Raw genomic sequence first — 23,260 nt, 5'->3', positions numbered from 1 at the left:
AATATGAAGGAGCCGTTAACGAAACAGTCAATTCAAACCATTCTCGGGCATTCTTTTGACCCTCAGGTAGCTTATCCCCAACAGCATGAAAAGCAGAACAAGGGCGCGCATCACAAGATGGTTTTCATCAAGCGAAAAATGCATCATGGCACTGGCCGCCAGTTCAAGGGAAAGAATGAAAGCTCCGATCAAGGCCCAGCGGGGGATCAGTAAAAACACCCCGCCCGTCACCTCCAGAACACCAAGAGCCAGTAGCGCCCAGGACGGAATGCCCCAGGATTGGTAATGTGCAATATGTGCATCCGCACCGGCAATTTTACCCACTCCCACGGACACAAATACCAGCGCCAATACCAGGCTCATGACCCAAACGGTAGCTTTAACAAGCACGTCACCGTTCATCTACCATCGTCCTCCACCTATTTATTATGAGCAGAGTATAGGCAGAAAAACATAAAAAAAACAAATGTAACAAAAATATGAACATTGCTATGATAAATGCCTGAACGACTGAGCCGACAGATCATAACGCCCGGCAAGGGGTTTCCGATATAAGCAGGGGAGTTAAGAAATGGCCGAAATCGAGATTGAAGACCATGCCAACGTTATCATACGACCCCCGGTAATCTATGCCCTCGGTCTGGGATTCGCCGTGGCGCTGGATTATTTTATGCCGCTTTATCTTGGTCTTGGCAAACCCGCCGCCCTGATCGGCTGGATCCTGCTTGCCGTCGGATTTATCCTGCTGGGCGGTAGTGTCATCAGTTTCATCAAAAACAAACAGAACCCCGATCCGCTGACCCCGACGGATCAGATCTATACCGGCGGGCTTTATGCTGTCAGCCGCAACCCCATCTATCTCGGCTTCACGCTGATCTATATTGCCCTTGGCCTGATTTTCGGCTCCCTGTGGATGTTTATCGCCCTTATCCCGGTGCTGATGACCATGCATTTCGGCGTCATCCTGCGCGAAGAGGCCTATCTGACAGAAAAATTCGGGGCCAGCTATCTGGACTATAAAAACAAGGTCAGACGCTGGATTTAAAAAAGGCCGCCCGCGGCGACCTTTTAATAAAATCAGGAAATACGGCTTTATTCTTCCTTACCGGCCCCGCGCGGTGACATCCGGATCATGATATCATCCTTTTTGACAAAATGATGGTAAAGCGCCGCAGCCACGTGAAGGCAAAAGACAAAAAAGATCGTCCAGGCACAGATCTCGTGAATCTCGCCGAAAACTTCACTTAATCCCTCATTTTTTGACAGTAGCAGCGGAATCTCAAACAGACCGAAGAAAGTTATGTTATGCCCGCCGGTCGCTGAGGAGAGATACCCGGAGACAGGAAAGGCCAGCATCAGCAGATAGAGCACTCCATGCGCCGCATGAGCCAGAAGTTTTTCCCATTTTTCCATACTGTCCGGGAAACCCGGAATGACATTTGTCATCCGCCAGTACATGCGGAAAAGAATGAACAGCAGTGCCAGCATGCCAAAAGCTTTATGAATGTCATAAAGGCCGAACTTGTACTGCATCTGCTCTGGCGTTTCCCGCGGCAGTTCATGCATATAAAGGCCTAAAACCCACATGCCGATTATCAGCAGAGCCATGATCCAGTGCAGGGCCCGGGCAACGCTGCCATATGTATTTTCTGTATTCCTTGCAGACATCACATCCTCCTTTATCCTCAAAATCCACTGCTTTTGTATAATACGGAAAGCAGCCCCTAATCCTTCTTCTTAAATTTTCCGGCAATATTGGATATATTCATCAGCAGCCAGACCGGCACAACGATAATCGCGCCAAGCACCACATAATCTGCCGCCCACTGCACTCCGGACCAGGCCGTATCCACTATCCGGCCGATTGTCTCCGGCAGGTCTTTGATCAGCTCCGCCGGGGTAATATCAAAATAACTGAGCGCCATGCCGACAAACAGCGACGCAATGATCAGCTTCCAGACAATGCCCAGGGTATTTTTATTCATTAAGCTTGTCCCCGAGTTCTTCCTCTTCCATATCATAGCGCAACTGGCGCATCAGGTCATCCACAGCTTTTTTCTGGGGTTTTTCCAGTTGCCGGGTCGCCGAGATCAGCGCCAGTTCATTCATGGCAAACTCGTAATCCTTTTTCTCAGCCGCCACCACAACACGCCCGACGCGCTCCCGCAATTCTTCACTGCTGTCGGAAAAACTGTCAAGCAGCCTTTCCTCCACAGTTTTTTTATGCCTGGTTTCCAGTTTTTCGCATCCCGCCAGATTGCCGATCATGAATACCGCCGGAATCAACCATAAAAGCCGCATTTGTGTTTATTCCCTGTTCTGCTCCGGTCCCCTGACGGATAAGTCTATATAGGAACCCGGAAAAAGACAATCCCCGCCGACGTCACCGCCGGCGGGGATAGAATTTTAACCATACAGCTCCTAGTTCAGGTCGAAACGGTCCGCGTTCATGACCTTGGTCCAGGCGGCAACGAAGTCATTCACGAACTTCTCCCCGTTGTCGTCCTGGGCATAAACTTCCGCATAGGAGCGAAGGATCGAGTTTGACCCGAACACGAGATCCATCCGGGTCGCCGTCCATTTGACATCGCCCGTCTTGCGATCGCGGATCTCATAGAGGCCGTTGTCCGCCGGCTTCCAGCTGTTCCTCATATCGGTGAGGTTGACGAAGAAGTCATTGGTCAGCGCACCTTCGTTATCGGTAAGCACGCCATGCTTTGTGCCGCCGTGGTTGGTGCCGAGAACCCGCATGCCGCCGACCAGGACAACCATCTCGGGCGCCGTCAGCCCCATCAACTGGGTGCGATCGAGCATCAGTTCTTCAGCACTGACCATATAGTCCTTCTTCAGCCAGTTGCGATAGCCGTCATGGATCGGCTCCAGCGGCTCGAAGCTCTCGGCATCCGTCATCTCATCTGTCGCGTCGCCACGTCCCGGTGCAAAGGGAACAGTCACCTCAAAACCGGCCGCTTTCGCCGCCTGTTCAATGCCGACATTACCCGCCAGCACGATAACATCCGCCACGCTGGCGCCGGTATCGGCGGCAATGCCTTCCAGAACTTCCAGCACCCTGGCCAGACGCACCGGTTCGTTGCCTTCCCAGTCCTTCTGCGGGGTCAGGCGGATACGGGCACCATTGGCCCCGCCGCGCATGTCCGAGCCGCGATAGGTCCGTGCACTGTCCCAGGCCGTAGCGACCATGTCGCTGACACCGAGACCGCTAGCTGCAATGCGCGCCTTGACGGCCTCGACATCATAGGAGGTCGAGCCTGCCGGAACCGGATCCTGCCAGACCAGGTCTTCCTGCGGCACATCGGGACCGACATAACGGGCTTTCGGGCCCATGTCGCGGTGGGTCAGCTTGAACCAGGCCCGCGCGAATACTTCCGAGAAGTACGCGGGATCTTTATAGAAACGCTCCGAAATCTTGGCGTAGGCTGGATCCTTGATCATGGCCATGTCGGCATCCGTCATGATCGGATTATAGCGGATCGACGGATCCTCAACATCAACCGGCTTGTCTTCTTCCCTGATGTTGACAGGTTCCCACTGCCAGGCGCCGGCCGGGCTTTTCTTCAGTTCCCAGTCATAGGTGAACAACAGGTAGAAGTAACCGTTGTCCCACTTGGTCGGGTGAGTGGTCCAGGCCCCTTCGATACCGCTGGTGATCGTATCACGGCCCATGCCTTTGCCGTTCGGGTTCTTCCAGCCGAAGCCCTGCTCTTCAACAGGGGCGCCTTCCGGGTCGGGCCCCAGGAGTTCCGCATTGCCGTTACCGTGACACTTGCCGACGGTGTGACCCCCGGCAGTCAGGGCAACGGTTTCCTCGTCGTCCATCGCCATTCGGGCAAAGGTTACGCGAACGGCCTCTGCAGTTTTCAACGGATCAGGTTTGCCGTCAACGCCTTCCGGGTTGACGTAGATCAGGCCCATCTGCACCGCAGCCAGGGGGTTCTCCAGCGAGCTTTCATCCTCGCTCGAATAACGATCCTTCGCCAGCCATTCTTTTTCAGACCCCCAGTAGGTGTCCTCTTCAGGATGCCATATATCCTCGCGGCCAAATGCGAAACCGAAGGTTTTCAAGCCCATGGTTTCATAGGCCATATTACCGGCAAGGATGATGAGGTCCGCCCAGCTGACCTTGTTGCCGTATTTCTTTTTGATCGGCCACAGCAGACGACGGGCCTTGTCGAGACTTACGTTGTCCGGCCACGAGTTGATAGGCGCAAAGCGCTGGTTACCGGTACCGCCGCCGCCGCGACCGTCTGCGATACGGTACGATCCGGCAGAGTGCCAGGCCATACGGATCATGAGGCCGCCATAATGCCCCCAGTCGGCCGGCCACCAGTCCTGGCTGTCGGTCATGAGAGCCTTCATGTCTTTCTTGAGCGCTTCAACGTCCAGCTTCTTCAGCTCTTCGCGATAGTTGAAGTCCGTCCCCATCGGGTTGGTCTTGGTATCATGCTGGTGCAGGATATCCAGGTTAAGAGCGTTCGGCCACCACTCCATGTTGGATTTGCCGACGGCGGTGTTTCCGCCATGCATAACCGGACATTTGCCGGCCGGGGTGGTCATTGTCTTGGATGTGTCAGACATGGTTTATCTCCTTGATCATATTGATTTCAATGCAACGCGTAACTCAGAGCACACCTTATCAAGCCCTTATGATTCATAAAAATATATTGATTTTATGATTTTAATAATTTTTCCTTATGACTGAAAGCCTTCTTCCAGTATCACAGGAAAATACCGGAAAAACAATAAAACAAACCCCGCCAGCCAACAGGCTGACGGGGTCACAGTTACAGGCATTAAGGCCTGGGAGGTATTCTTTAGCCTTTCGGATGCCAGCGGCTCTGGACCACCCGGTAACGGTTGGACACATAGGCGGTATCGGAAAGCGCCGCATTGGCGGCCGGGTTGGCGCCCGTGGCATGAAAATCACTGAAAGCAGCGGTCTGGTTGACAAAGACGCCGCCGGTCAGGTTGAAGGACACGGCAACACCGGAGTCACAGGCAACTTCTTCTGCCTGGGCCAGCACCTCGTCAGAGGAAGACCATATACCGAAGCTGATGGCGCCGTGGTTTTTAACGCTGTCTTTCACAGTGGCAAGGCTGTCAGCTGTGTCTTTGGTGGCCACCACGAAGGAAATCGGACCGAACAATTCTTCTGTATAGGAGGTTTTGTCCGTTGCTTTCAGGATCAAGGGTGTGCGGATCCGGGCGTTCTCAAATCCTTCCATGGGCACGGCCCGCGGCGCCAGGAGCACATTGTCTCCGGCGGCATATTTTTCAAGCCGGGCCATGGTGGCATCGCTCTGAATGGCGCCAAGGACGGCAGAGGCGCGCTGGTCGTCGGAATTGAATTTCTCAACACCCCTGGCGATCGCCCCAGCCACTTCGTCAAAGGACTTGTGACCGTCTTCTGTCTCGATACCACCTTCGGGAATGAAGATATTCTGCGGGGTCGTGCACATCTGGCCGCTGTAGAGGCTCAGGGTAAAGGCGATATTGTTGATCATGCCGCGGAAATTGTCGGTGCTGTCAATGATGATACAGTTCACACCGGCTTTCTCCGTATAGACCTGGGCCTGTTTGGCGTTGTCTTCCAGCCAGTTGCCGAAGATGCTGCTGCCGGTGAAGTCAATCAGCTTGACTTCATCCTTGAGCGCCAGTTCCTTGGTCACCGGCGCGGAGGCATCATCCACGACCAGGGTCACCACATCGGGGCTGAAACCGGCCTCGGCCAGCACATCGCGGGCGATCTGCACGGTAATGGCCAAAGGCAGGACCGCACCGGGATGCGGTTTCACGATCACAGCATTACCTGTCACCAGGCTGGCGAACAGACCCGGATAGCTGTTCCAGGTCGGGAAGGTTGAACAGCCGATCACCAGGCCGATACCACGCGGCACGACGGTGAATTTCTTGTCCATGACCAGCGGATCATGCTTGCCCTGGGGTTTCACCCAATGGGCCGTGGCCGGGGTGCGTTTCATATCTTCATAGGCATAGGCGACGGCCTCAAGGCCACGATCCTGAGCGTGTGGACCGCCGGCCTGGAAGGCCATCATAAAGCCCTGCCCTGTAGTATGCATCACTGCAAAGGCAAGTTCAAAACTGCGTTTGTTGATCCGGTCAAGGATTTCCATGCAAACACCGGCGCGTGTATCCACATCGGCCTTGCCCCAGCTTCTGCGGGCTTCTTCGACAGCGGAAACCAGCTGATCAATGTCAGCCTTGGGATAGGTGATTCCCAGATCGAATCCATAGGGGGACTTTTCAGCACCAACAGTGCCGTCTGTACCGGGCTGATCAATTTCAAATGCCTTGTTCAGGTAGGACTTGAAGGCTGTCTCGCCGTCCTTGTTTGCGGTTTCGCCATAGACCTTGGGGCTTGGCATTTCCGGATAAGCCGTCCAGTATTCGCGGGTGCGGCTGGCCTCAACGGCTTTGTTCAAGGTTTCCTTATGCTTTTCAAACAAGGGGGAAACAGACATATTCATTCTCCTGAGTATGACAGATGAGCCTCGGGCCGAGCGGACACTTGCCGAAATCATAATTTTTATTGACCGGCCCCTGAAAACATGTAAATTAATAAACCGAACGGTTGGTCAATTCAAGAAAAATAAAAAGTTATCTATAAAAGAATGCGCGTTTGACCCGCCATAACAGCTGTATTCAAGCGACAGGGTAGCTTTCCATGTCCCATTCTACAACATTTGAAACCATTCAGTTTGAAATAAATGAGGGTCTTGCCGTTCTCACACTGAACCGGCCTGAGTCCCTGAACAGCTTCAATAGCACCATGCATGAGGAAATGCAGAAAGCGCTGGATATCCTGACAGATTCTGAAGAGGTCCGCTGCTTATTGCTGACCGGCAACGGCCGCGGTTTCTGCGCCGGCCAGGACCTGTCCGACAAGGCCGTCCTTCCCGGCGGCGACCTCGGTGTCTCCATCGAAAAATACTATAATCCCATGATCCTGAAACTGACCGCCCTGCCGATGCCGGTGATCTGTGCGGTCAACGGCGTTGCCGCAGGCGCCGGCGCCAATATCGCCTTTGCCTGCGATATCGTTCTGGCCGCCCGCAGCGCCAAATTCATCCAGGCTTTCTGCAAGATAGGTCTGGTGCCGGACAGCGGCGGCACGTTCATCCTGCCGCGCCTTGTCGGTCAGGCCCGCGCCATGGGCCTCTCCCTGCTGGGGGACGCCCTGTCTGCAGAACAGGCCGAACAATGGGGAATGATCTGGAAAGTCGTTGACGACGAGGCTATAAAAGAGGAAGCACTTAAACTGGCCTGTCATCTGGCCACCCAGCCGACTAAGGGCCTGACCCTCATCAAACAGGCAATCCGGGCAAGCCTGGGCAATGACCTGGAAAGTCAGCTGGAACTGGAAAAGGCCTCTCAGCGGCAAGCCGGATATTCAGATGACTACCGGGAAGGTGTCGAAGCGTTCCTCGAGAAAAGAAAGCCTGAATTTACAGGCAAATAATATAACCACTTCCAGCACAGGTATTGATTTATGACTGCGTTAGACCTCTCCTCCCCCGTTGCCGTAATTGGTGCAGGCGCCATGGGCGCAGGCATTGCCCAGGTAGCCGCCACGGCCGGCCATACCGTTTATGTGTTTGACATGTCCGAGGAAGCCCTGGAGCGCGGCATCGGACAGATCACCAGCTTCCTGGCCAAATCTGTGGAAAAGGGCAAACTGGATGAGGCCGGAAAAGACGCCATCCTCTCCCGCCTGCACAAGGTTTCCGACCTGACAGACCTCAAACCGGCCAAACTGGTGATCGAGGCCATCGTCGAAAACCTGGATGTCAAACGCAAGGTCTTTGGCGATCTGGAAGATATCCTGTCAGAAGACGCCATTCTGGCCTCCAACACTTCCTCCCTGTCCATCACGGAAATCGGTGCGACCCTGAAGCGGCCGGAAAACCTGGTCGGCATGCATTTCTTCAACCCGGCGCCGATCATGAAGCTGGTGGAAGTGATCCGCGGCCTGGCCACCGGGGATGATGTTGCCGATACCGTCTTTGATACCTCCGTCGCCTGGGGCAAAAAAACCGTTCATGCCAAATCCACGCCGGGCTTTATCGTCAACCGGGTCGCCCGCTCCTATTACGGCGAGGCCCTGCGCGTCAATCAGGAAGGCGGTGCAGACTGCGCCACCATCGACGCCTGCCTGCGCGAGGCCGGCGGTTTCCGCATGGGGCCGTTCGAACTGATGGATATGATCGGCAATGATGTGAACTTTGCCGTTTCCTGTTCCGTCTATAATGCCTATTTCCAGGACCCGCGCTTCAAGCCGAGCCTGATCCAGCAGGAAATGGTCGCGGCCGGACGATATGGCCGTAAAAGCGGACAGGGGTATTACGATTATCGCGACGGTGCGGAAAAACCCCAGCCTGCGACGGCGGAGAGCTTCCCTGCCCCGGAAAAAGTCACTGTCCTCGGTGACAGCATACTGATGGAACCATTGGTGGAGCTTGCCAAAGAGGCAGGCATTACGCTTGTCTATGAAGAGGAAAGCCCTGAAATCGGTTTCCGCATCGGCGATCTTCTGGTTACACCGACAAATGGCGCCACCGCCACGGAAATGACCGTCCTGACCGGCGAACCGACGGTCGTGTTCGACCTGGCGCTGGATTATAAAACCTGCAGCCGCATTGCCATCGCCAAGGCCGATCAGTTGAACGATGTGGCTCTTGAAGCCGCTGCCGGTTTCTTCCAGGCCCTTGGCAAAAAGGTCAGTATCATCGACGACTGTCCCGGCCTTATTGTGATGCGCACTATTGCCACTCTGGCTAACGAAGGCGGCGATGCCGTTTATCAGGGTGTCGCCACGCCTGACGCCGTGGATACCGCCATGCTTTACGGGGTGAATTACCCCAGGGGCCCCATGAGCTGGGCCCAGGATGTGGGGCTTTCCCTGATTGTCGAGGTACTGGACAGCCTGGCCGTCTTTTACGGCGAAGACCGCTACCGGGTCTCCCCCTTCCTGCGCCGCGCCGTGATCGCCGAAAAGGATATTGTATGAGCCGGATCCCCGAGAATACTACATATACGGATTCAGCCCTGGCCAGGAAGCTGGGCGATTTCCTGTCACAGCGCAAGTCCATAGATACACTGCTCGGTATTGAACTGCTGGAGATTGACGCCGGTTATGTTAAAATGCGCATGACCGTCACCGAAGAAATGACCAATTTTTTCGGCTCCGCCCATGGCGGTGCCGTTTTTGCCCTGGCTGACAGTGCCTTTGCCTTCAGCTGTAACAGCCATAACATGGTCACCGTGGCGGCCGGTTGCAGCATCGAATATCTGCGCCCGTCTTTTCCAGGTGATATACTGACAGCCACGTCCCACTACAAGGGAGGCACGGGCCGCCAGAGCATTTTTGATATTGAAATCACCAATCAGGACGACCGGCTGGTTGCCGCCTTTCGCGGCAAATCCCATTCCACCAGGGACAGCATTCTTCCTGAAGACGAAACAGCTGCCCAAGCCTGACAGGGCCACTCAAGGAGTTTATGATGACCGAAGCTTTTATCTGTGATGCCATCCGCACCCCCATCGGACGCTACGGCGGCGCCCTGTCCTCCGTCCGCCCCGACGATCTGGGCACCGTTCCGCTTAAGGCGCTGATGGAGCGTAATCCCCAGGTCGACTGGTCAAAAGTGGAAGATGTCATTTTCGGCAACGCCAACGGCGCCGGCGAAGACAACCGCAACGTGGCCCGCATGGCCGCCCTGCTGGCCGGCCTTCCGGTTACCGTGCCCGGTACAACCGTAAACCGTTTGTGCGGATCCGGCATGGACGCCACCGGCATTGCCGCCCGGTCCATCAAGGCCGGAGAAACCGAGTTGATGATTGCCGGCGGCGTGGAAAGCATGTCCCGCGCCCCCTTTGTCATGGGCAAGGCAGAAACCGCCTTTTCCCGCAATGCAGAGATTTTTGACACCACCATCGGCTGGCGCTTCGTCAATAAACTGATGAAACAGCAGTATGGCATCGACAGCATGCCGGAAACTGCCGAGAATGTGGCCGAAGATTTCAACATCAGCCGGGAAGACCAGGATCTGTTTGCCGTCCGGTCACAGCAGAAAGCCGTCGCCGCCCAGGAAAACGGTCGTCTGGCCAAGGAAATCACCCCGGTGACCATTCCCCAGCGCAAGGGCGATCCAAAGATTGTCACCCAGGACGAACACCCCCGCGCTGACACCACCCTGGAGGGCCTTGCCAAACTGCGCGCCCCCTTCCGTGAAGGCGGCAGCGTCACAGCAGGTAATGCCTCCGGCGTGAATGACGGCGCCTGCGCCCTGATTGTCGCCAGTGAAAAGGCGGCAAAAGACCACGGCCTGACGCCAAAGGCACGTGTGGTCGGCATGGCCACCGCCGGACTCGAGCCGCGGATCATGGGGTTCGGCCCGTCACCAGCCAGCAAGAAGCTGCTTGAACGTACCGGCCTGACCATCGAACAGATGGATGTGATCGAACTGAACGAGGCCTTTGCCTCCCAGGGACTGGCTGTAACAAGGGATCTCGGCCTGGCTGACGATGATCCCCGGGTCAATCCCAACGGCGGCGCCATCGCCCTCGGCCATCCGCTGGGCATGAGTGGGGCCCGTCTGGTTTCCACAGCCATGTATGAACTGCACGAAAATGGCGGTCGTTACGCCCTCTGCACCATGTGTATCGGTGTCGGTCAGGGTATCGCCATGATTATCGAGCGCGTTTAATCGAATTTCAGAAGCATAGGGAGAAAACATGTCTGAAATGCCGAAAACACTGGGCCCTCGCGACCCCATTGAGGTTGCCAGCCGCGACGAAATCAACGCGCTGCAGCTGGAACGTCTGAAATGGAGTCTAAACCACGCTTATACGAACGTCCCCCATTACAAAAAGGCGTTTGATGAAAAAGGTGTACACCCCGACGACCTGAAGGATCTGTCCGATCTGGCCAAATTCCCCTTCACGGTAAAAACCACGCTCCGGGACAATTACCCCTTCGGCCTGTTCGCCGTGTCGATGGATGATATCGTCCGCATCCATGCCTCGAGCGGCACCACCGGTAAACCGACTGTGGTTGGTTATACCAGGAAAGACATCGACACCTGGGCCGACCTCGGGGCCCGTTCCATCCAGGCATCCGGCGGCCGGCGCAGCGACAAGGTGCATGTGGCCTATGGCTACGGATTGTTCACAGGCGGTCTCGGCGCTCATTATGGCGCGGAACGGCTAGGTTGTGCGGTCATCCCCATGTCCGGCGGCTCAACGGAAAAACAGGTCCAGCTGATCACAGATTTCAAACCCGACATTATTATGGTCACCCCCAGCTATATGCTGGCCCTGGTGGATGAATTCAGACGACAGGGTCTTGACCCGGCCGAAAGCTCCCTGCGCATCGGCATTTTCGGGGCCGAGCCCTGGACCGGCGCCATGCGGCAAGAAATCGAGAAAACCTTCGCCATTGATGCGGTTGATATCTACGGACTGTCTGAAATGATGGGCCCGGGCGTGGCCTGCGAATGCATCGAGACCAAAGACGGCCCGACCATATGGGAAGATCATTTCTATCCGGAAATCATCAATCCGGAAACCGGCGAGGTCCTGCCCGATGGCGAGGAAGGTGAACTGGTCTTCACCTCGCTGAGCAAGGAAGCCATGCCGATCATCCGCTACCGCACCCGTGACCTGACCCGGCTTCTGCCCGGTACCGCCCGCTCCATGCGGCGCATGGACAAGATCACCGGCCGTAGTGACGACATGATGATTATCCGCGGCGTGAATGTGTTCCCGAGCCAGATTGAGGAAATCATGCTGGAGGATCCGCGCCTGAGCCCCCATTACCAGCTTGTCATCGACAAGAAGGGCCCGATGGATACCCTGACCATCAATATGGAAGGGTCCGACGCCAGTGTTCATGCAGACGACCGGGAAGCCGCCGGCAAGCTGGTGGCCAAACATGTGAAAAACCGCATTGGTATTTCCGTCACCCCGGTGGTTGGCGCACCTGGCACGGTGGTCCGTTCCCAGGGCAAGGCCCAGCGTATTATCGACCTGCGCAAGAAGCAGTAGAATCACCACACATCAATAAAAAAGCCCCGGTTTTCCGGAGCTTTTTTATTTTCAGTAACGGGTGAGAAGAACTAGCGCCCCTTAAACTCCGCATGGCGTTTTTCCAGGAAGGCGCTGACCCCTTCCTGCTTGTCTTCGCTGGCGAACAGGATAGAGAAAGCCCGGCGCTCGTAAGCCAAAGCTTCCCTCATGGGCATAACGTCGGCCGCCTGTATGCTTTCCTTGATCAGGCGCACACCAAGCGGCGACTTGCGGCTGATCTTGACCGCCAGTTTCATAGCCCTGTCCATCACTTCACCATCCGGCACAACTTCACTGACCAGTCCGGCGATATAGGCCTGCTCGGCGGACAGAAACTCCCCGGCCAGATTGAGCAGCATGGACTTGGCCCGGCCGATCTGTCGGGTCAGCATCTGGGTGCCGCCGGCGCCGGCCATAATACCCACATTGATTTCCGGCTGGCCGAATTTGGCCCCTTCCCCGGCCACACTGATATCACAGCGCAGCAGCAGTTCATTGCCTGCCCCCAGACAAAACCCGTTGATCGCGCCGATCAGCGGCTTGCGGAAACGGCTCACTTCGTCCCAGTGATCGACCCGGATATCAAGGATAGCGTCCACTGCGCCGGAATCCTTCATTTCGTTAATGTCCGCACCGGCGGCAAAAATCTCCGGCCCGCCGGTCACAACCACACAACGGATCTTGTCATCCCGGTCGGCCTCTGTCAGGGCGTCGGCCAGCTTTTTAAGCAGCGGTGTGCGCAGGGCATTGCGCGCCTCCGGCCGGTTCAGGGTCAGTACCCGGATATTGTCATTCTCGGTTGTGATAATCAGTTCATCTTTTGACATATACCTATCCTTTGAATTCCTTGGACATCAGGCCATTCAGGAAAATATCCACGGCCAGATCGGCAAATTGCTGCTCGCTGATCGGCCCCTTTTCATCGAACCAGGTGTAGGTCCAGTTGATCATTCCCATCAACGCCATGGTCACAGGTTTTTTGAATTTCTTATTGTCAGACAGGGCCGGATTGACCTCACAGATCAGTTCAAGAACGATGGCAATCACGTCATCCTGCAGGTCCTGGATTTGCCGCTGCTGATCTTCGGGCAGACAGCCGATGTCATTCAGCAGGATAACATGCTGGGAACCGGCCTCGATATAGATGGACATGAACCGACGGACCAGTTCCCGGAAGCGATCCCGGGGCGACCCGCCTTGCGCGCGGCAGTCCTGCGCACACTCCAGCAATTCGCCCACATGATAGGACATGATGTCATAGAGAATGGCTTCCTTGGACGGATAATAGTGATAGAGCCAGGATTTGGACGCATTGCAGGCCGTCGCCAGTTCCGAAATACTGGTGCGGGCGTATCCCTTCTCTGCGAACAGGTTGGCGGCCTGAATAAGAATGTTTTTACGCCGATCGTCATAATCAGCGGCCTGTGTTCTTGCCATTTGTGGTCCCGAGTCTTCTGAACGATACTGTTATTTGTTGTTAAGACCCTACATTGGCAGAAATTTCAGCAAAATGCAAAAGTTTGACCGTCTATTCGGACTATTTATTTTCGGAAGACGGAAACAGGGTGTTTTTTGATCGTATCAGGGCCTCAAATGCAGCCGCCACCTGGTCTTTATATTGTGCCGCAAGCTGCTGTTTATTCCCGCCCTGAAGCCAGCTTTCAATGACCGGCAACGCCAGAAGCGCATTTTCCAGCCCCTGTTCCATACCAAAACCGGGCAAAGGCTCCAGCGCCATGGCCGCATCACCGATACGGATGCTTTCCATGCCGATCAGGGGCTCCCGCAAGCGGCTGAAAGCACTGCGCTGTTCCACCTCGCCCCTGGCCTGGGCATCGGCAAGAAACGCCCAGGTGCCGGAAAGCTCGTCGACAATTGACTGAAACTTTTTTTTCAGTGGAAAAGGACGTACCGGGATATCCGTATTTTCACCGGAAAGATAGACCTGCAGGCTGGCCTCCCGGCGTTCCCCCAGAATAAACCGGGCCCAGCCCTCCCTGAAGGAGGTCACCGCAGCAAAGGGTCGGTAGTCAGTCGGCATCCGGTATCTCATTGACAGACAGGACACAGAGTCCTGACCGCCGGCATTACCGGCCTCCCGCCCCCGGGCTTCGATCAGGAAATCCGCTTCATACTCGAATTCCCCGACGCCGACACGCCAGTTTTCTCCGACACGGGTGATGCCGCCGGCAATGCCGCCCACTATATTGACATGGCGCCGGGCCACATCATACAACAGCGCCTGATCCAGCAGACGACGGTGCACCACATGCTGCTGTCCGCCTGTTTTCTTACCCTGCCAGACGACCTCTGTCTCCACCACTGGGCCGAAACTGTCCGCGGACGCCTCCAGGCCATGGGACCTGAGCAGTTCCCGCACCTCTGTCGGTGTAAGCTCCAGCCCCTCGCCGGCCCGGACCTTGTTGACCAAGGTCACATGATGGCCCAGGTCCGCGAGCCGGGCAGCCGTCAGCACACCGGCCGGGCCGCCGCCCAGGACCAGAACCACTTTGCCGTCACCGTTTTCTTTTTCACGAGACACCTGTCGCTCTCCTTCTCCGCTGGCATAGCATAAATTCACACGCCCCGGAAGTCCGCGCCCCGCGTCACAGTATAAAACTCTGTCGGGCGTTTTTCATTCAGGAGGATTCACCATATTCCGTCAAAGGGCTGCTTCCTTCTTGCCAAGAGTTCCCCGCCTGTCCATATTTCCTGTCATATGGGGATAAGAAAAAGGATTTCCGAATGACCATTGGCGTGGGCGGCTCTACCGCCGAACTGGAACTGAAAAAACTAAACGATATGACGGCGGGAATTTCCCCCGTTTCCGAGGCGGAATATGCCGCCCGCCTTGCCGCGGCGCAGGACCTGATGAAGGAACTCGGCCTCGGGGCTGTCTATCTCAATGCGGGCAGCAACATGACCTATTTTACCGGCACCCGCTGGTACGCCAGTGAACGTATGGTCGGCGTGATCCTGCCGGCCGACGGCGCCCCGGAATATATCGCCCCGGTGTTTGAGATCGGCACATTAAAGGATTTCATGGAGGTCAAAGGCCCTGTCAACGGCTGGCAGGAACATGAAAGCCCCTATGCCCTGTTCGGCGAGGTTCTGCGGCGCATGGGCTTTGAGGATGGCGCTGTCGGTCTTGATGAAAGTTCCGGCTTTTTCATCTTCGACGGTCTGCGGGCCGAGGCCCCGGCCTGTGAATATCTGAATGCCAAACCGGTTACCGCCGGATGTCGCATGCATAAAAGCGAGACGGAAATCGCCCTGATGCAGCGGGCCAAGGACATGACCATTGAGGTGCACAAGGCCGCCGCCCGCATCCTGCGCCCCGGCATTTCCACTACGGAGGTCTGTGATTTTATCGACCGGGCTCACAAAAAGGTGGGCGCTTCGGGCTCCAGCTTCTGCATCGTCCTGTTCGGCGAAGCCACCGCCTATCCGCACGGAGTCAAGGATCCGCAGATCCTGAAAGAAGGCGATATGGTGCTGATCGACACCGGCTGTCAGTTGATGGGCTATAATTCCGACATTACCCGCACCTATGTCTACGGCGAACCGACGGCGCGGCAACGGGAGGTCTGGCAACATGAGAAAGACGCCCAGCTGGCCGCCTTCGAAGCCGCACAGCCCGGCACCCCCTGCGGCCAGGTTGATGTGGCTGCCCGCCGCTCCCTGGAGTCAAATGGCTATGGTCCCGACTACGCCGCTCCCGGACTGGTCCACCGGACCGGTCATGGTATCGGCCTCGATATCCATGAATGGCCCTATCTGGTGCGCAGCGACGAGACCCCGCTCGCCCCGGGCATGTGTTTTTCCAATGAACCGATGATTTCCATCCCCGGCGAATTCGGGGTCCGGCTGGAGGATCATTTTTATATGACCGAAGACGGCCCGCGCTGGTTTACCCAGCCGAGTCCGAGCATCGACAACCCGTTCGGCAATAACTGAAGAGATAAATAAACCGGGGAAATCAGGCCTTCATACGAAGGCCGATTTTCTCGGCAAAATCTTTGAGCTTGAGGTCATCGCCAATCAGAAGCTGCAGGCCATATTGCGGCCGGTTGCACCACACCACCCGGCCGCCGCACTGGCCAAGGTCAGCAATATCGAGGATGAATTCCTGTTTCAGGTCGAGATCCCGGTCCAGCACCATCAGGGCCCCGGCCGTGGATACATTGGTCAGTTCGCAAGGGTAACTGATCCCGTCGATGGTCAGCATGGCGCGCCAGAACACATCCAGACGGCTGTCGTTTCTTTTATCTTCATTACTCATGGCTTCGGCTGACATCTCAATTACTCTGTACCGTTTATATTCTCTTTCAGAAATGTATCGGAAATCATCGCAAAAGGCAAAGCCGGATCGTCCGGCAATCGGGAAAAATTTGCGGCGACCACTGGAAATACTGTAAAGAATCCCTTACAGGTCGGTTTTATAGCTAAGCACCTGATAACAGGTAATATTTTATATTAACCATAAGTTTAGTGTAAAGAATCCCTTACAACCATAAATATTAGTATTTTCGAAATAATAGCGGAATCCCTCAATTGTTCCTCTTCCGGCACGAAGCTTGCATAGAACAGACAGTTATATTTATTTTATTGGGGAAATCCTATGTTTAAAAAATATTTTGCTCTTTTAACCCTGGTTGCCGGTCTCGGCCCGATGTCGGCCCTTGCGGCACCGCTGTATAATGTAGAGGTCCTGGCTGACTTCGGTGGTGTGGATCAGGCTGCCTATGGCGTCAATGACTATGGACAGGTTGTCGGTTATGCCGAAGATAACAACGGCATTTTTCACTCTGTTCTGTGGGAAAATGGCACTTTCACTAACCTTGGTGCAGCAAGCCCCGATATTAGCTTTGCCAGGGACATCAATAACAGCGGACAGGTCGCTGGGTTTTATTATGACAGCGATGCTTTCAACTATCAGGCATATTCATGGAAAAATGGGAATCTGACCAACATCTCTCATCCTGATAACTGGTCATCAAGAACCTATAGCCTCAATAACAACGGCGACGTTTTGGTAGCCACTACCGACTACGGGGGCAAAACAGTCATCTGGAAAGCAGGTGAAGGATATACAGAAATTGATACCTCGCCTTTGACCAGTGCCACTCGGGTGGTAGCCCAGACTATCAACGATGCCGGGCAGATTGTCGGTTATTATGAGGATGAAAATTGGAATGCTCATCCCTTCTTCCGCGACAGTGACGGCACTTACCATGAAATTCCTATCGAAGGTGATTTTGGCGCCTTTGTCCAGGGCCTGAATGAAGATGGAGACGTTGTAGGCATTGTTTATATTCTGGATGGTGACAGTGTTGTGGAGACCTCCTTTGAGTGGAATTTGGAAGACGGGCTGACCATTCTGGACTTCGGCGCATTTGAGGAAACTGCCGCCTACGACATTAACAACGAAGGTATCATTGTTGGCGCCGCACTAGATGAAAGGTCCTATGGTGTTCTCTGGGAGAATAATGAAATATTCGCCCTTGATGACCTGATCAGCCTGGATGATCCCCTGTTCGGACTGATCACCATCGGCGACGCCCACGCCATCAACGAGTATGGTCAGATTGCTGCCTCCGGGCGGGTGTTGGCGACAGGACAGGATGTCACCTTCCTGCTCACACCAGAGGGCTTTATCGGTCCGGTTCGTCCTGTCCCGGCACCGGGTACTCTGGGTCTGCTGATCTGTGGCGCGGGCTTGCTGCTCTATCGCCGCAAACGGGCATAACATCGGGTCATTACCAACAAAAAAGGCGCCCAACGGCGCCTTTTCTTTTATCTGAATAATTTGTGTATTAGGCCTCGATCCCCTTGGCCACCAGGGTCAGGATCTGTTCGGTCAGCGCCTTCATGTCCAGCGCCCCGTCTTCCCGGTACCAGGCGGTAATACCGTTCAGGGCATCAAACAGCAGAATGGCGTTGATCACCGGATGGGCGTCCTTGCGGATCGAGCCGTCCTCCACCCCGCGGGCGATAATGGCGCGGACCCGGCTCTCGATGCCCCGGTGCATTTTCAGGCTGGCGTCGCGGGCGGCCTCCTCTTCCCGCTGGCCGCGGTGACGCACATGGCAGCGGATGATATCGTCGTTGAGCAGCTTGATATAATCCCTGATAAAAGCGTAAAGCTGCTGGTAGCCGGTACCGCCCATATCCATAACCTTGTCGAGAAGACCGTTGATTTTTTCGCTGGCCACATCCTCGCATTTGACAAGGATATCTTCCTTGTTCTTGATGTAATAATAGAGGGTCGGTTTGGTGACATTATGCATTTTCGCAATGTCATCCAGTGACGTCTTGTAATATCCCTTTTCCATAAATGCCTTGGCCGCGTGGCGCAGGATGGCATCCAGTTTCTGCTGGCGTTTTTCTTCGCGTTTCATGTTATATTCTTTTAATCTTTTTTCGTTTCTACATTGCCCGGGCCGGTCGCCATCTTTTGTACAGGAATTTGTTACTGCTGAGTAGTATTTATTTTTTCTCGCAAGTGCTTGTCATCTCAAATGGAACGGACTATATACGTTACTTATGAGTAACATAACATATCTACTGAAGGATCACAATCATGACTGACTCTTCCACCGCAGACCCGATTGTCATTGTCGGCCTCAGCCGCACCCCGATGGGAGGCTTCCAGGGTGATTTCTCCGACGTCAAGGCTACTGAACTGGGCAGCACCGCCATCAGGGGGGCGCTGGCACAGACCAATCTCGCACCCGAGGATGTGGAAGAAGTACTGATGGGTTGCGTATTGCCGGCCGGCCTTGGCCAGGCCCCGGCCCGCCAGGCCGCCCTTGGCGCCGGCCTGCCCTATTCCACCGGCTGCACCACCGTCAACAAGATGTGTGGATCGGCCATGGAAACAGTAATGCTGGCTTATGACCACCTGAAAGCTGGCAGCGTCGATGTGATTGTAGCAGGCGGCATGGAAAGCATGACCAACTCTCCCTATATCCTGCCGAAAATGCGCAGCGGCGCCCGCATCGGCCATACCCAGGTCTATGACCATATGTTCCTGGACGGCCTGGAAGATGCCTACCAGCCCGGCCGCCTGATGGGCACCTTTGCGGAGGAGACCGCCGCCCATTACCAGTTCACCCGTGAAGCCCAGGACGATTTTGCCATTGCTTCGCTCGAGCGCGCCAACAAGGCCATCAATGAAGGCTGGTTCAAGGATGAAATCACCCCGGTTACGATCAAGACCCGGAGAGGAGAAATCAGCATCGATACGGACGAGCAGCCCGGCAAGGCCAGCCCGGAGAAAATTCCGAGCCTGCGCCCGGCTTTCACCAAGGACGGCACTGTGACTGCCGCCAATTCAAGCAGCATTTCCGACGGCGCCGCCGCCGTGGTGATGATGAAACAGTCGGAGGCGGAAAAGCGCGGCATGAAACCGATCGCTGTGATCCGCGCCCATGCCACTCACGCCCAGGAACCGGCCTGGTTCACTACCGCGCCCGTTTTCTCCATTCAGAAAATCTTTGAAAAAACCGGCTGGACCGGTGCGGATGTGGATCTTTACGAAATCAACGAGGCCTTCGCCGTGGTCACCATGTGCGCCATGCGCGATCTGGATCTCGACCATGAAAAGGTCAATGTCTACGGCGGCGCCTGCGCCCTTGGCCATCCGATCGGCGCCACCGGGGCCCGGCTGATTGTCACCCTGGTCAACGCCCTGAAAAAACGCGGCGGGACAAAGGGCATCGCCAGCCTGTGCATCGGCGGCGGGGAAGCCACTGCCGTCGCAATCGAGCTCTGCGCCTGATCTGATTTAATACCTGTACGGGCCGGTTCCAGCCGGGACTGGCTCGTTCAATACACATTTTCCGCCTTGCCGCATGGCCCCCTTTCAGGGCATCTTTCTTGATTTCTACAATCCCGCCCTTATCATATCTTCCATTACGGCGTGATGACGTTGCGTTCCCGGCGGACCTGTAATAGTCTTTGCGGTAAGCATATAATCTGATTGCGGAAAAAACATAATAATGACATTGCCACCATCGTTATCAGCCGACCAGGCCCGGGGTCAACTCGCCCGAATACTGGAGAGTGACCTGTTCACCAACAAGAACCGTCCCAAACGGTTTCTGGACTATGTGGTGACGGAACTCCTTGAGGGGCGGGAAAACCTGCTCAAGGGCTATACCCTTGGTGTCGAGGTCTTTGACAAGGATGATGATTTCGATCCGCAGGCGGACGCCATCGTGCGCGTCGAAGCCGGACGGCTGAGACGACTGCTGGAACATTATTATCTGGAAGAAGGCGCCAATGATCCAATCCGCATCAGCCTGCCCAAAGGCACCTATGTCCCGCAGATTGAACCCAACAGGCCCGATCCCCGGGAAAGCCGAGATCCGCTGATTTCGGCTGCCGCCGCCCCGCCAACCGGGCCGGCTATTGCCGTCCTGCCCTTTGATAACCTGAGCGGAGAAAAGGATACCGACCTCTTCTGTGACGGCATTACCGAAGAAATCATTACCCAGCTTTCCCTGAGCCCGAGCCTTTATGTTGTATCCCGCAAATCAACCCTGCGCTACAAGGGCCAGCCGGTGGATATCCGCAAACTTTGCGAGGAACTGGAAGTCCACTATGTGGTCGAGGGCAGCATCCGCCGGGCCGGAAATATGGTCCGGGTGACCGCCCAGCTTCTGGACGCCACCAACGATGCCGTGATCTGGGCCAACAGCTACGATCATCAGCTGACGCCCGATAACCTGATCATGGTCCAGGATGAAATCGCCACCCAGGTCGCCGCCACCCTCGGTGATACCTACGGCGCCATCATGCGGACCAGCGCCGTGGCCATGAAACGGGCCTCCACCGAATTCATGGAAGCCTATGAAAGCATGCTTCTGCTGCATGATTACCTGTTCGAGCTAAGCCCGGAAACACATCTCAAGGCCCGCCAGAGCCTGGAAAAAGCCGTTGAGATCGATCCCAACTATCCGGATGCCTGGGCCGGACTGTCCTTCATCGCGCTGGACGAATACCGCTTCAGTTTCAACCAGCAGCCGCATCTGGGCGATCCGCTGGAGAGAGCCCGCAAATATGCGGAAAAATCCATCAGCATGAACAGCAAATACAGCATCGCCTGGTATGCCATGACCATCATCCATTTCCACAAGGGTGAGCTGGACAAATTCGAGAATAATATCCGCATGGGCCTGACCATTGCCCCCAACAGCCCGGCCGTGCTGGCCGACAGTGGTGTATATTTGTGTCTGTGCGGGGAAATGGACAAGGGCCTGAGCCTGGTCCGCAAGGCCATGCAGCTCAATCCCCAGCATCCGAGCTGGTGTAAATTTGCCCTGTTTCATGCCCATTTCCGGGAACAGGATTACAACGGCGCCCTCGAACAGGTCCGGGTGATTGACATGCCCGACTGGTTCTGGCCCCATGCCCTGCAGGCCATTGCCTATGCCATGCTCGACAAACGGACGGAAAGTCAGGCGGCCGCCGATCATGTACTCCGGCTCTACCCGGACTTCCCCGATCACGCGGAGACAGAATGCCGCAAATGGTTCCGCAGGGAAGAAGACCTGAATATTTACCTGACCGGGTTCAGGAAGGCCGGTCTGGCGTAACCTCTACGTCCCCCCAATTTTCCGGGAGCAGACAATGGATAACAGCGAATTTCGCAGACAAGCCCATAAATTTGTCGACTGGATGGCCGATTATCTGGACAATATTGAAGACTATCCAGTCAAGGCTCAGGTCAAACCGGGTGACATCGCCGCCTTTCTCCCGGACAGCCCGCCAACAAGCGGCGAAGACATGGACACCATATTCCGGGATTTCCAGGACATTATCCTGCCCGGCATGACCCACTGGCAACATCCGGGTTTCATGGCCTATTTCCCCGCCAATGCCAGCCCGCCGTCGGTGCTGGCGGAAATGCTGACCAGTACCCTGGCCGCCCAGTGCATGAGCTGGCAGACGTCGCCCGCCGCGACCGAGCTTGAGGAACGCATGATGGACTGGCTGCGCCAACTGACCGGTCTGCCCGAGGGCTTTGTCGGCTGCATCCAGGATACGGCATCAACCGCCACCCTTGCCGCCCTGCTTTGTGCCCGGGAACGGCTGCATAAATTTTCCACCAATCACTCCGGCCTCAGCATTACCGGCACCCATACCACCTATGCCTCGGCGGAGGTTCATTCCTCGGTCGACAAAGCGGTGCGGATTGCCGGTCTCGGCAGTGACAACCTGCGCAAGATTCCGGTGGATGCGAATTTCGCCATGATTCCGGAAGACCTTGAGCATGCCATCGAAAGCGATCTCATTGCAGGCTGTGTTCCCACCTGTGTGGTCGCAACATTGGGATCAACATCCCTTTCGGCCATCGATCCGATCCGGAAGATCGGCGAGATCTGCCAAAAATACAATATATGGCTGCATGTGGATGCGGCCTGGGCCGGCAGCGCCCTGATCCTGCCGGAATTTCGCTGGATGATCGACGGGGTAGAGCTTGCTGACAGCCTGGTGTTCAATCCCCATAAATGGCTGCTGACCCAGTTTGACTGCTCCGCCTTTTTTGTCCGGGACAAGGCAGCCCTGATCCAGACATTTGAAATCCTGCCGGAATATCTGAAAACCCGCGAGGGCGACCGGGTCAACAATTACCGCGACTGGGGTGTTCAGCTCGGCCGTCGGTTCCGGGCCCTGAAACTGTGGTTTGTCCTGCGTTCCTATGGCCTTGAGGGCCTGCAGACTCACCTGCGCAAGCATATCGGCTTCTGCCAGAACCTGGCCCAAAAGGTCGAAGAACATAAGGACTTCGAGCTTCTGGCCCCGCACCCGCTGGCCCTGTTCTGCTTCCGCTTCAAACCTGCCGGCCAGACCGAAGCGGACCTGGATGCCCTGAACGAGACCCTGCTGGAAAAACTCAATGACAGCGGCCGGCTTTATCTGACCCAGACCCGCATTCAGGGGCAATATGCCCTGCGTTTTGTCTCCGGGTCGCCCTATACCGAACAACACCATATTGACGAAGCCTGGGCATTGATTCAAAATATGGCGCAGTCACTCACAAAAAAATGAGTATTTTTTTCTGGGAAATGCCCTTTTATCGTCCCATTCCAGGACCATATATCGTCGTATGCTAGGACGAATATAATCGCCGGAGGGGTCGGGCGGG

The 23,260-nt window shown here is 55.6% G+C and carries 22 protein-coding genes; 11 read left to right on the top strand and 11 right to left on the bottom strand.

Annotated elements, in window-relative coordinates; all coding sequences use genetic code 11:
- Positions 1-27: 27 nt before the first annotated feature.
- Positions 28-402, bottom strand: a complete 375-nt coding sequence (locus ACORNT_RS08320; protein ID WP_321389111.1) for a DoxX family protein — start codon at positions 400-402, stop codon at positions 28-30.
- Positions 403-571: 169 nt separating this feature from the next.
- On the opposite strand from ACORNT_RS08320, the gene ACORNT_RS08315 reads away from it, so the two are divergent.
- Positions 572-1,045 carry an isoprenylcysteine carboxylmethyltransferase family protein gene (locus ACORNT_RS08315; protein ID WP_321389109.1) on the top strand — a complete coding sequence of 158 codons (474 nt, stop codon included), beginning with the start codon at positions 572-574 and terminating at the stop codon, positions 1,043-1,045.
- A 47-nt stretch (positions 1,046-1,092) separates the two neighbouring features.
- Here ACORNT_RS08315 and ACORNT_RS08310 read toward each other — a convergent pair whose 3' ends face one another.
- The 5 genes from ACORNT_RS08310 to paaN all read right to left on the bottom strand — a co-directional run bounded on the left by ACORNT_RS08310 (position 1,093) and on the right by paaN (position 6,500).
- A complete protein-coding gene (locus ACORNT_RS08310) occupies positions 1,093-1,668 on the bottom strand; it encodes a cytochrome b (protein ID WP_321389107.1) in 576 nt (191 codons plus the stop codon).
- Positions 1,669-1,724: 56 nt separating this feature from the next.
- Positions 1,725-1,985 (bottom strand): DUF6460 domain-containing protein, encoded by a 261-nt coding sequence (locus tag ACORNT_RS08305; RefSeq protein ID WP_321389106.1) that lies wholly within the window; start codon positions 1,983-1,985, stop codon positions 1,725-1,727.
- Positions 1,978-2,301, bottom strand: coding sequence for a hypothetical protein (locus ACORNT_RS08300; protein WP_321389104.1), 324 nt, complete (start codon positions 2,299-2,301; stop codon positions 1,978-1,980). The genes ACORNT_RS08305 and ACORNT_RS08300 overlap by 8 nt, the downstream gene beginning before the upstream one ends.
- A 120-nt stretch (positions 2,302-2,421) precedes the next feature.
- Complete coding sequence (gene katG / locus ACORNT_RS08295) at positions 2,422-4,596, bottom strand: catalase/peroxidase HPI (RefSeq protein WP_321389102.1); 2,175 nt, start codon at positions 4,594-4,596, stop codon at positions 2,422-2,424.
- 236 nt (positions 4,597-4,832) lie between these two features.
- Positions 4,833-6,500: a phenylacetic acid degradation protein PaaN gene (gene paaN, locus ACORNT_RS08290; protein ID WP_321389101.1), complete on the bottom strand. Its 1,668-nt coding sequence runs from the start codon at positions 6,498-6,500 to the stop codon at positions 4,833-4,835.
- 203 nt (positions 6,501-6,703) lie between these two features.
- Between paaN and paaG the strand changes: the two genes are divergently transcribed.
- The 5 genes from paaG to paaK are packed head-to-tail and all read left to right on the top strand — an operon-like array spanning position 6,704 to position 12,084.
- Complete coding sequence (paaG, locus tag ACORNT_RS08285; protein ID WP_321389099.1) at positions 6,704-7,498, top strand: 2-(1,2-epoxy-1,2-dihydrophenyl)acetyl-CoA isomerase PaaG; 795 nt, start codon at positions 6,704-6,706, stop codon at positions 7,496-7,498.
- 30 nt (positions 7,499-7,528) lie between these two features.
- Positions 7,529-9,046, top strand: a complete 1,518-nt coding sequence (locus ACORNT_RS08280) for a 3-hydroxyacyl-CoA dehydrogenase (RefSeq protein ID WP_321389097.1) — start codon at positions 7,529-7,531, stop codon at positions 9,044-9,046.
- A complete protein-coding gene (paaI, locus tag ACORNT_RS08275) occupies positions 9,043-9,516 on the top strand; it encodes a hydroxyphenylacetyl-CoA thioesterase PaaI (protein ID WP_321389092.1) in 474 nt (157 codons plus the stop codon). Before ACORNT_RS08280 ends, paaI begins: the two co-directional genes overlap by 4 nt.
- 23 nt (positions 9,517-9,539) lie before the next feature.
- Positions 9,540-10,745, top strand: coding sequence for a 3-oxoadipyl-CoA thiolase (gene pcaF, locus ACORNT_RS08270; protein WP_420717556.1), 1,206 nt, complete (start codon positions 9,540-9,542; stop codon positions 10,743-10,745).
- A 28-nt stretch (positions 10,746-10,773) separates the two neighbouring features.
- Positions 10,774-12,084: a phenylacetate--CoA ligase PaaK gene (gene paaK / locus ACORNT_RS08265; protein ID WP_321389088.1), complete on the top strand. Its 1,311-nt coding sequence runs from the start codon at positions 10,774-10,776 to the stop codon at positions 12,082-12,084.
- A gap of 71 nt (positions 12,085-12,155) precedes the next feature.
- Here the strand turns inward: paaK and ACORNT_RS08260 are convergent, their stop codons facing one another.
- From ACORNT_RS08260 to ACORNT_RS08250, 3 genes are all read right to left on the bottom strand, one after another.
- Positions 12,156-12,932, bottom strand: a complete 777-nt coding sequence (locus ACORNT_RS08260; RefSeq protein ID WP_321389085.1) for an enoyl-CoA hydratase-related protein — start codon at positions 12,930-12,932, stop codon at positions 12,156-12,158.
- A gap of 4 nt (positions 12,933-12,936) precedes the next feature.
- A complete protein-coding gene (locus tag ACORNT_RS08255) occupies positions 12,937-13,542 on the bottom strand; it encodes a TetR/AcrR family transcriptional regulator (protein WP_321389083.1) in 606 nt (201 codons plus the stop codon).
- A gap of 100 nt (positions 13,543-13,642) precedes the next feature.
- Entirely contained in the window at positions 13,643-14,647 is a 1,005-nt protein-coding gene (locus tag ACORNT_RS08250) for a hypothetical protein (RefSeq protein ID WP_321389080.1), read from the bottom strand.
- A 203-nt stretch (positions 14,648-14,850) separates the two neighbouring features.
- Here ACORNT_RS08250 and ACORNT_RS08245 point away from each other — a divergent pair, with 203 nt between their 5' ends.
- Entirely contained in the window at positions 14,851-16,062 is a 1,212-nt protein-coding gene (locus ACORNT_RS08245; protein WP_321389079.1) for a Xaa-Pro peptidase family protein, read from the top strand.
- Positions 16,063-16,084: 22 nt separating this feature from the next.
- Here ACORNT_RS08245 and ACORNT_RS08240 read toward each other — a convergent pair whose 3' ends face one another.
- Positions 16,085-16,402, bottom strand: coding sequence for a PilZ domain-containing protein (locus ACORNT_RS08240; protein ID WP_321389077.1), 318 nt, complete (start codon positions 16,400-16,402; stop codon positions 16,085-16,087).
- Positions 16,403-16,726: 324 nt separating this feature from the next.
- On the opposite strand from ACORNT_RS08240, the gene ACORNT_RS08235 reads away from it, so the two are divergent.
- On the top strand, positions 16,727-17,854 hold the full coding sequence (locus ACORNT_RS08235; protein ID WP_321389074.1) for a PEP-CTERM sorting domain-containing protein: 1,128 nt from the start codon (positions 16,727-16,729) through the stop codon (positions 17,852-17,854).
- Positions 17,855-17,921: 67 nt separating this feature from the next.
- Here the strand turns inward: ACORNT_RS08235 and ACORNT_RS08230 are convergent, their stop codons facing one another.
- A complete protein-coding gene (locus tag ACORNT_RS08230; RefSeq protein WP_321389072.1) occupies positions 17,922-18,506 on the bottom strand; it encodes a TetR/AcrR family transcriptional regulator in 585 nt (194 codons plus the stop codon).
- A 182-nt stretch (positions 18,507-18,688) separates the two neighbouring features.
- Here ACORNT_RS08230 and ACORNT_RS08225 point away from each other — a divergent pair, with 182 nt between their 5' ends.
- The 3 genes from ACORNT_RS08225 to ACORNT_RS08215 all read left to right on the top strand — a co-directional run bounded on the left by ACORNT_RS08225 (position 18,689) and on the right by ACORNT_RS08215 (position 23,163).
- Positions 18,689-19,888: an acetyl-CoA C-acyltransferase gene (locus ACORNT_RS08225; RefSeq protein WP_321398035.1), complete on the top strand. Its 1,200-nt coding sequence runs from the start codon at positions 18,689-18,691 to the stop codon at positions 19,886-19,888.
- Between the two features lie 220 nt (positions 19,889-20,108).
- The gene (locus ACORNT_RS08220) at positions 20,109-21,707 is read left to right on the top strand and encodes a hypothetical protein (protein WP_321398032.1); all 1,599 of its coding nucleotides are present in this window, start codon (positions 20,109-20,111) and stop codon (positions 21,705-21,707) included.
- A gap of 34 nt (positions 21,708-21,741) precedes the next feature.
- A complete protein-coding gene (locus ACORNT_RS08215; protein ID WP_321398029.1) occupies positions 21,742-23,163 on the top strand; it encodes a pyridoxal phosphate-dependent decarboxylase family protein in 1,422 nt (473 codons plus the stop codon).
- The last annotated feature ends 97 nt before the right edge of the window (positions 23,164-23,260 follow it).

Origin of the sequence: Emcibacter sp. (assembly GCF_963675455.1) — a bacterium.
Lineage (GTDB): Bacteria > Pseudomonadota > Alphaproteobacteria > Sphingomonadales > Emcibacteraceae > Emcibacter.
The sequence above is the reverse complement of the archived record's forward strand: the minus strand, read 5'-3'. Positions and strand labels throughout refer to the sequence as shown.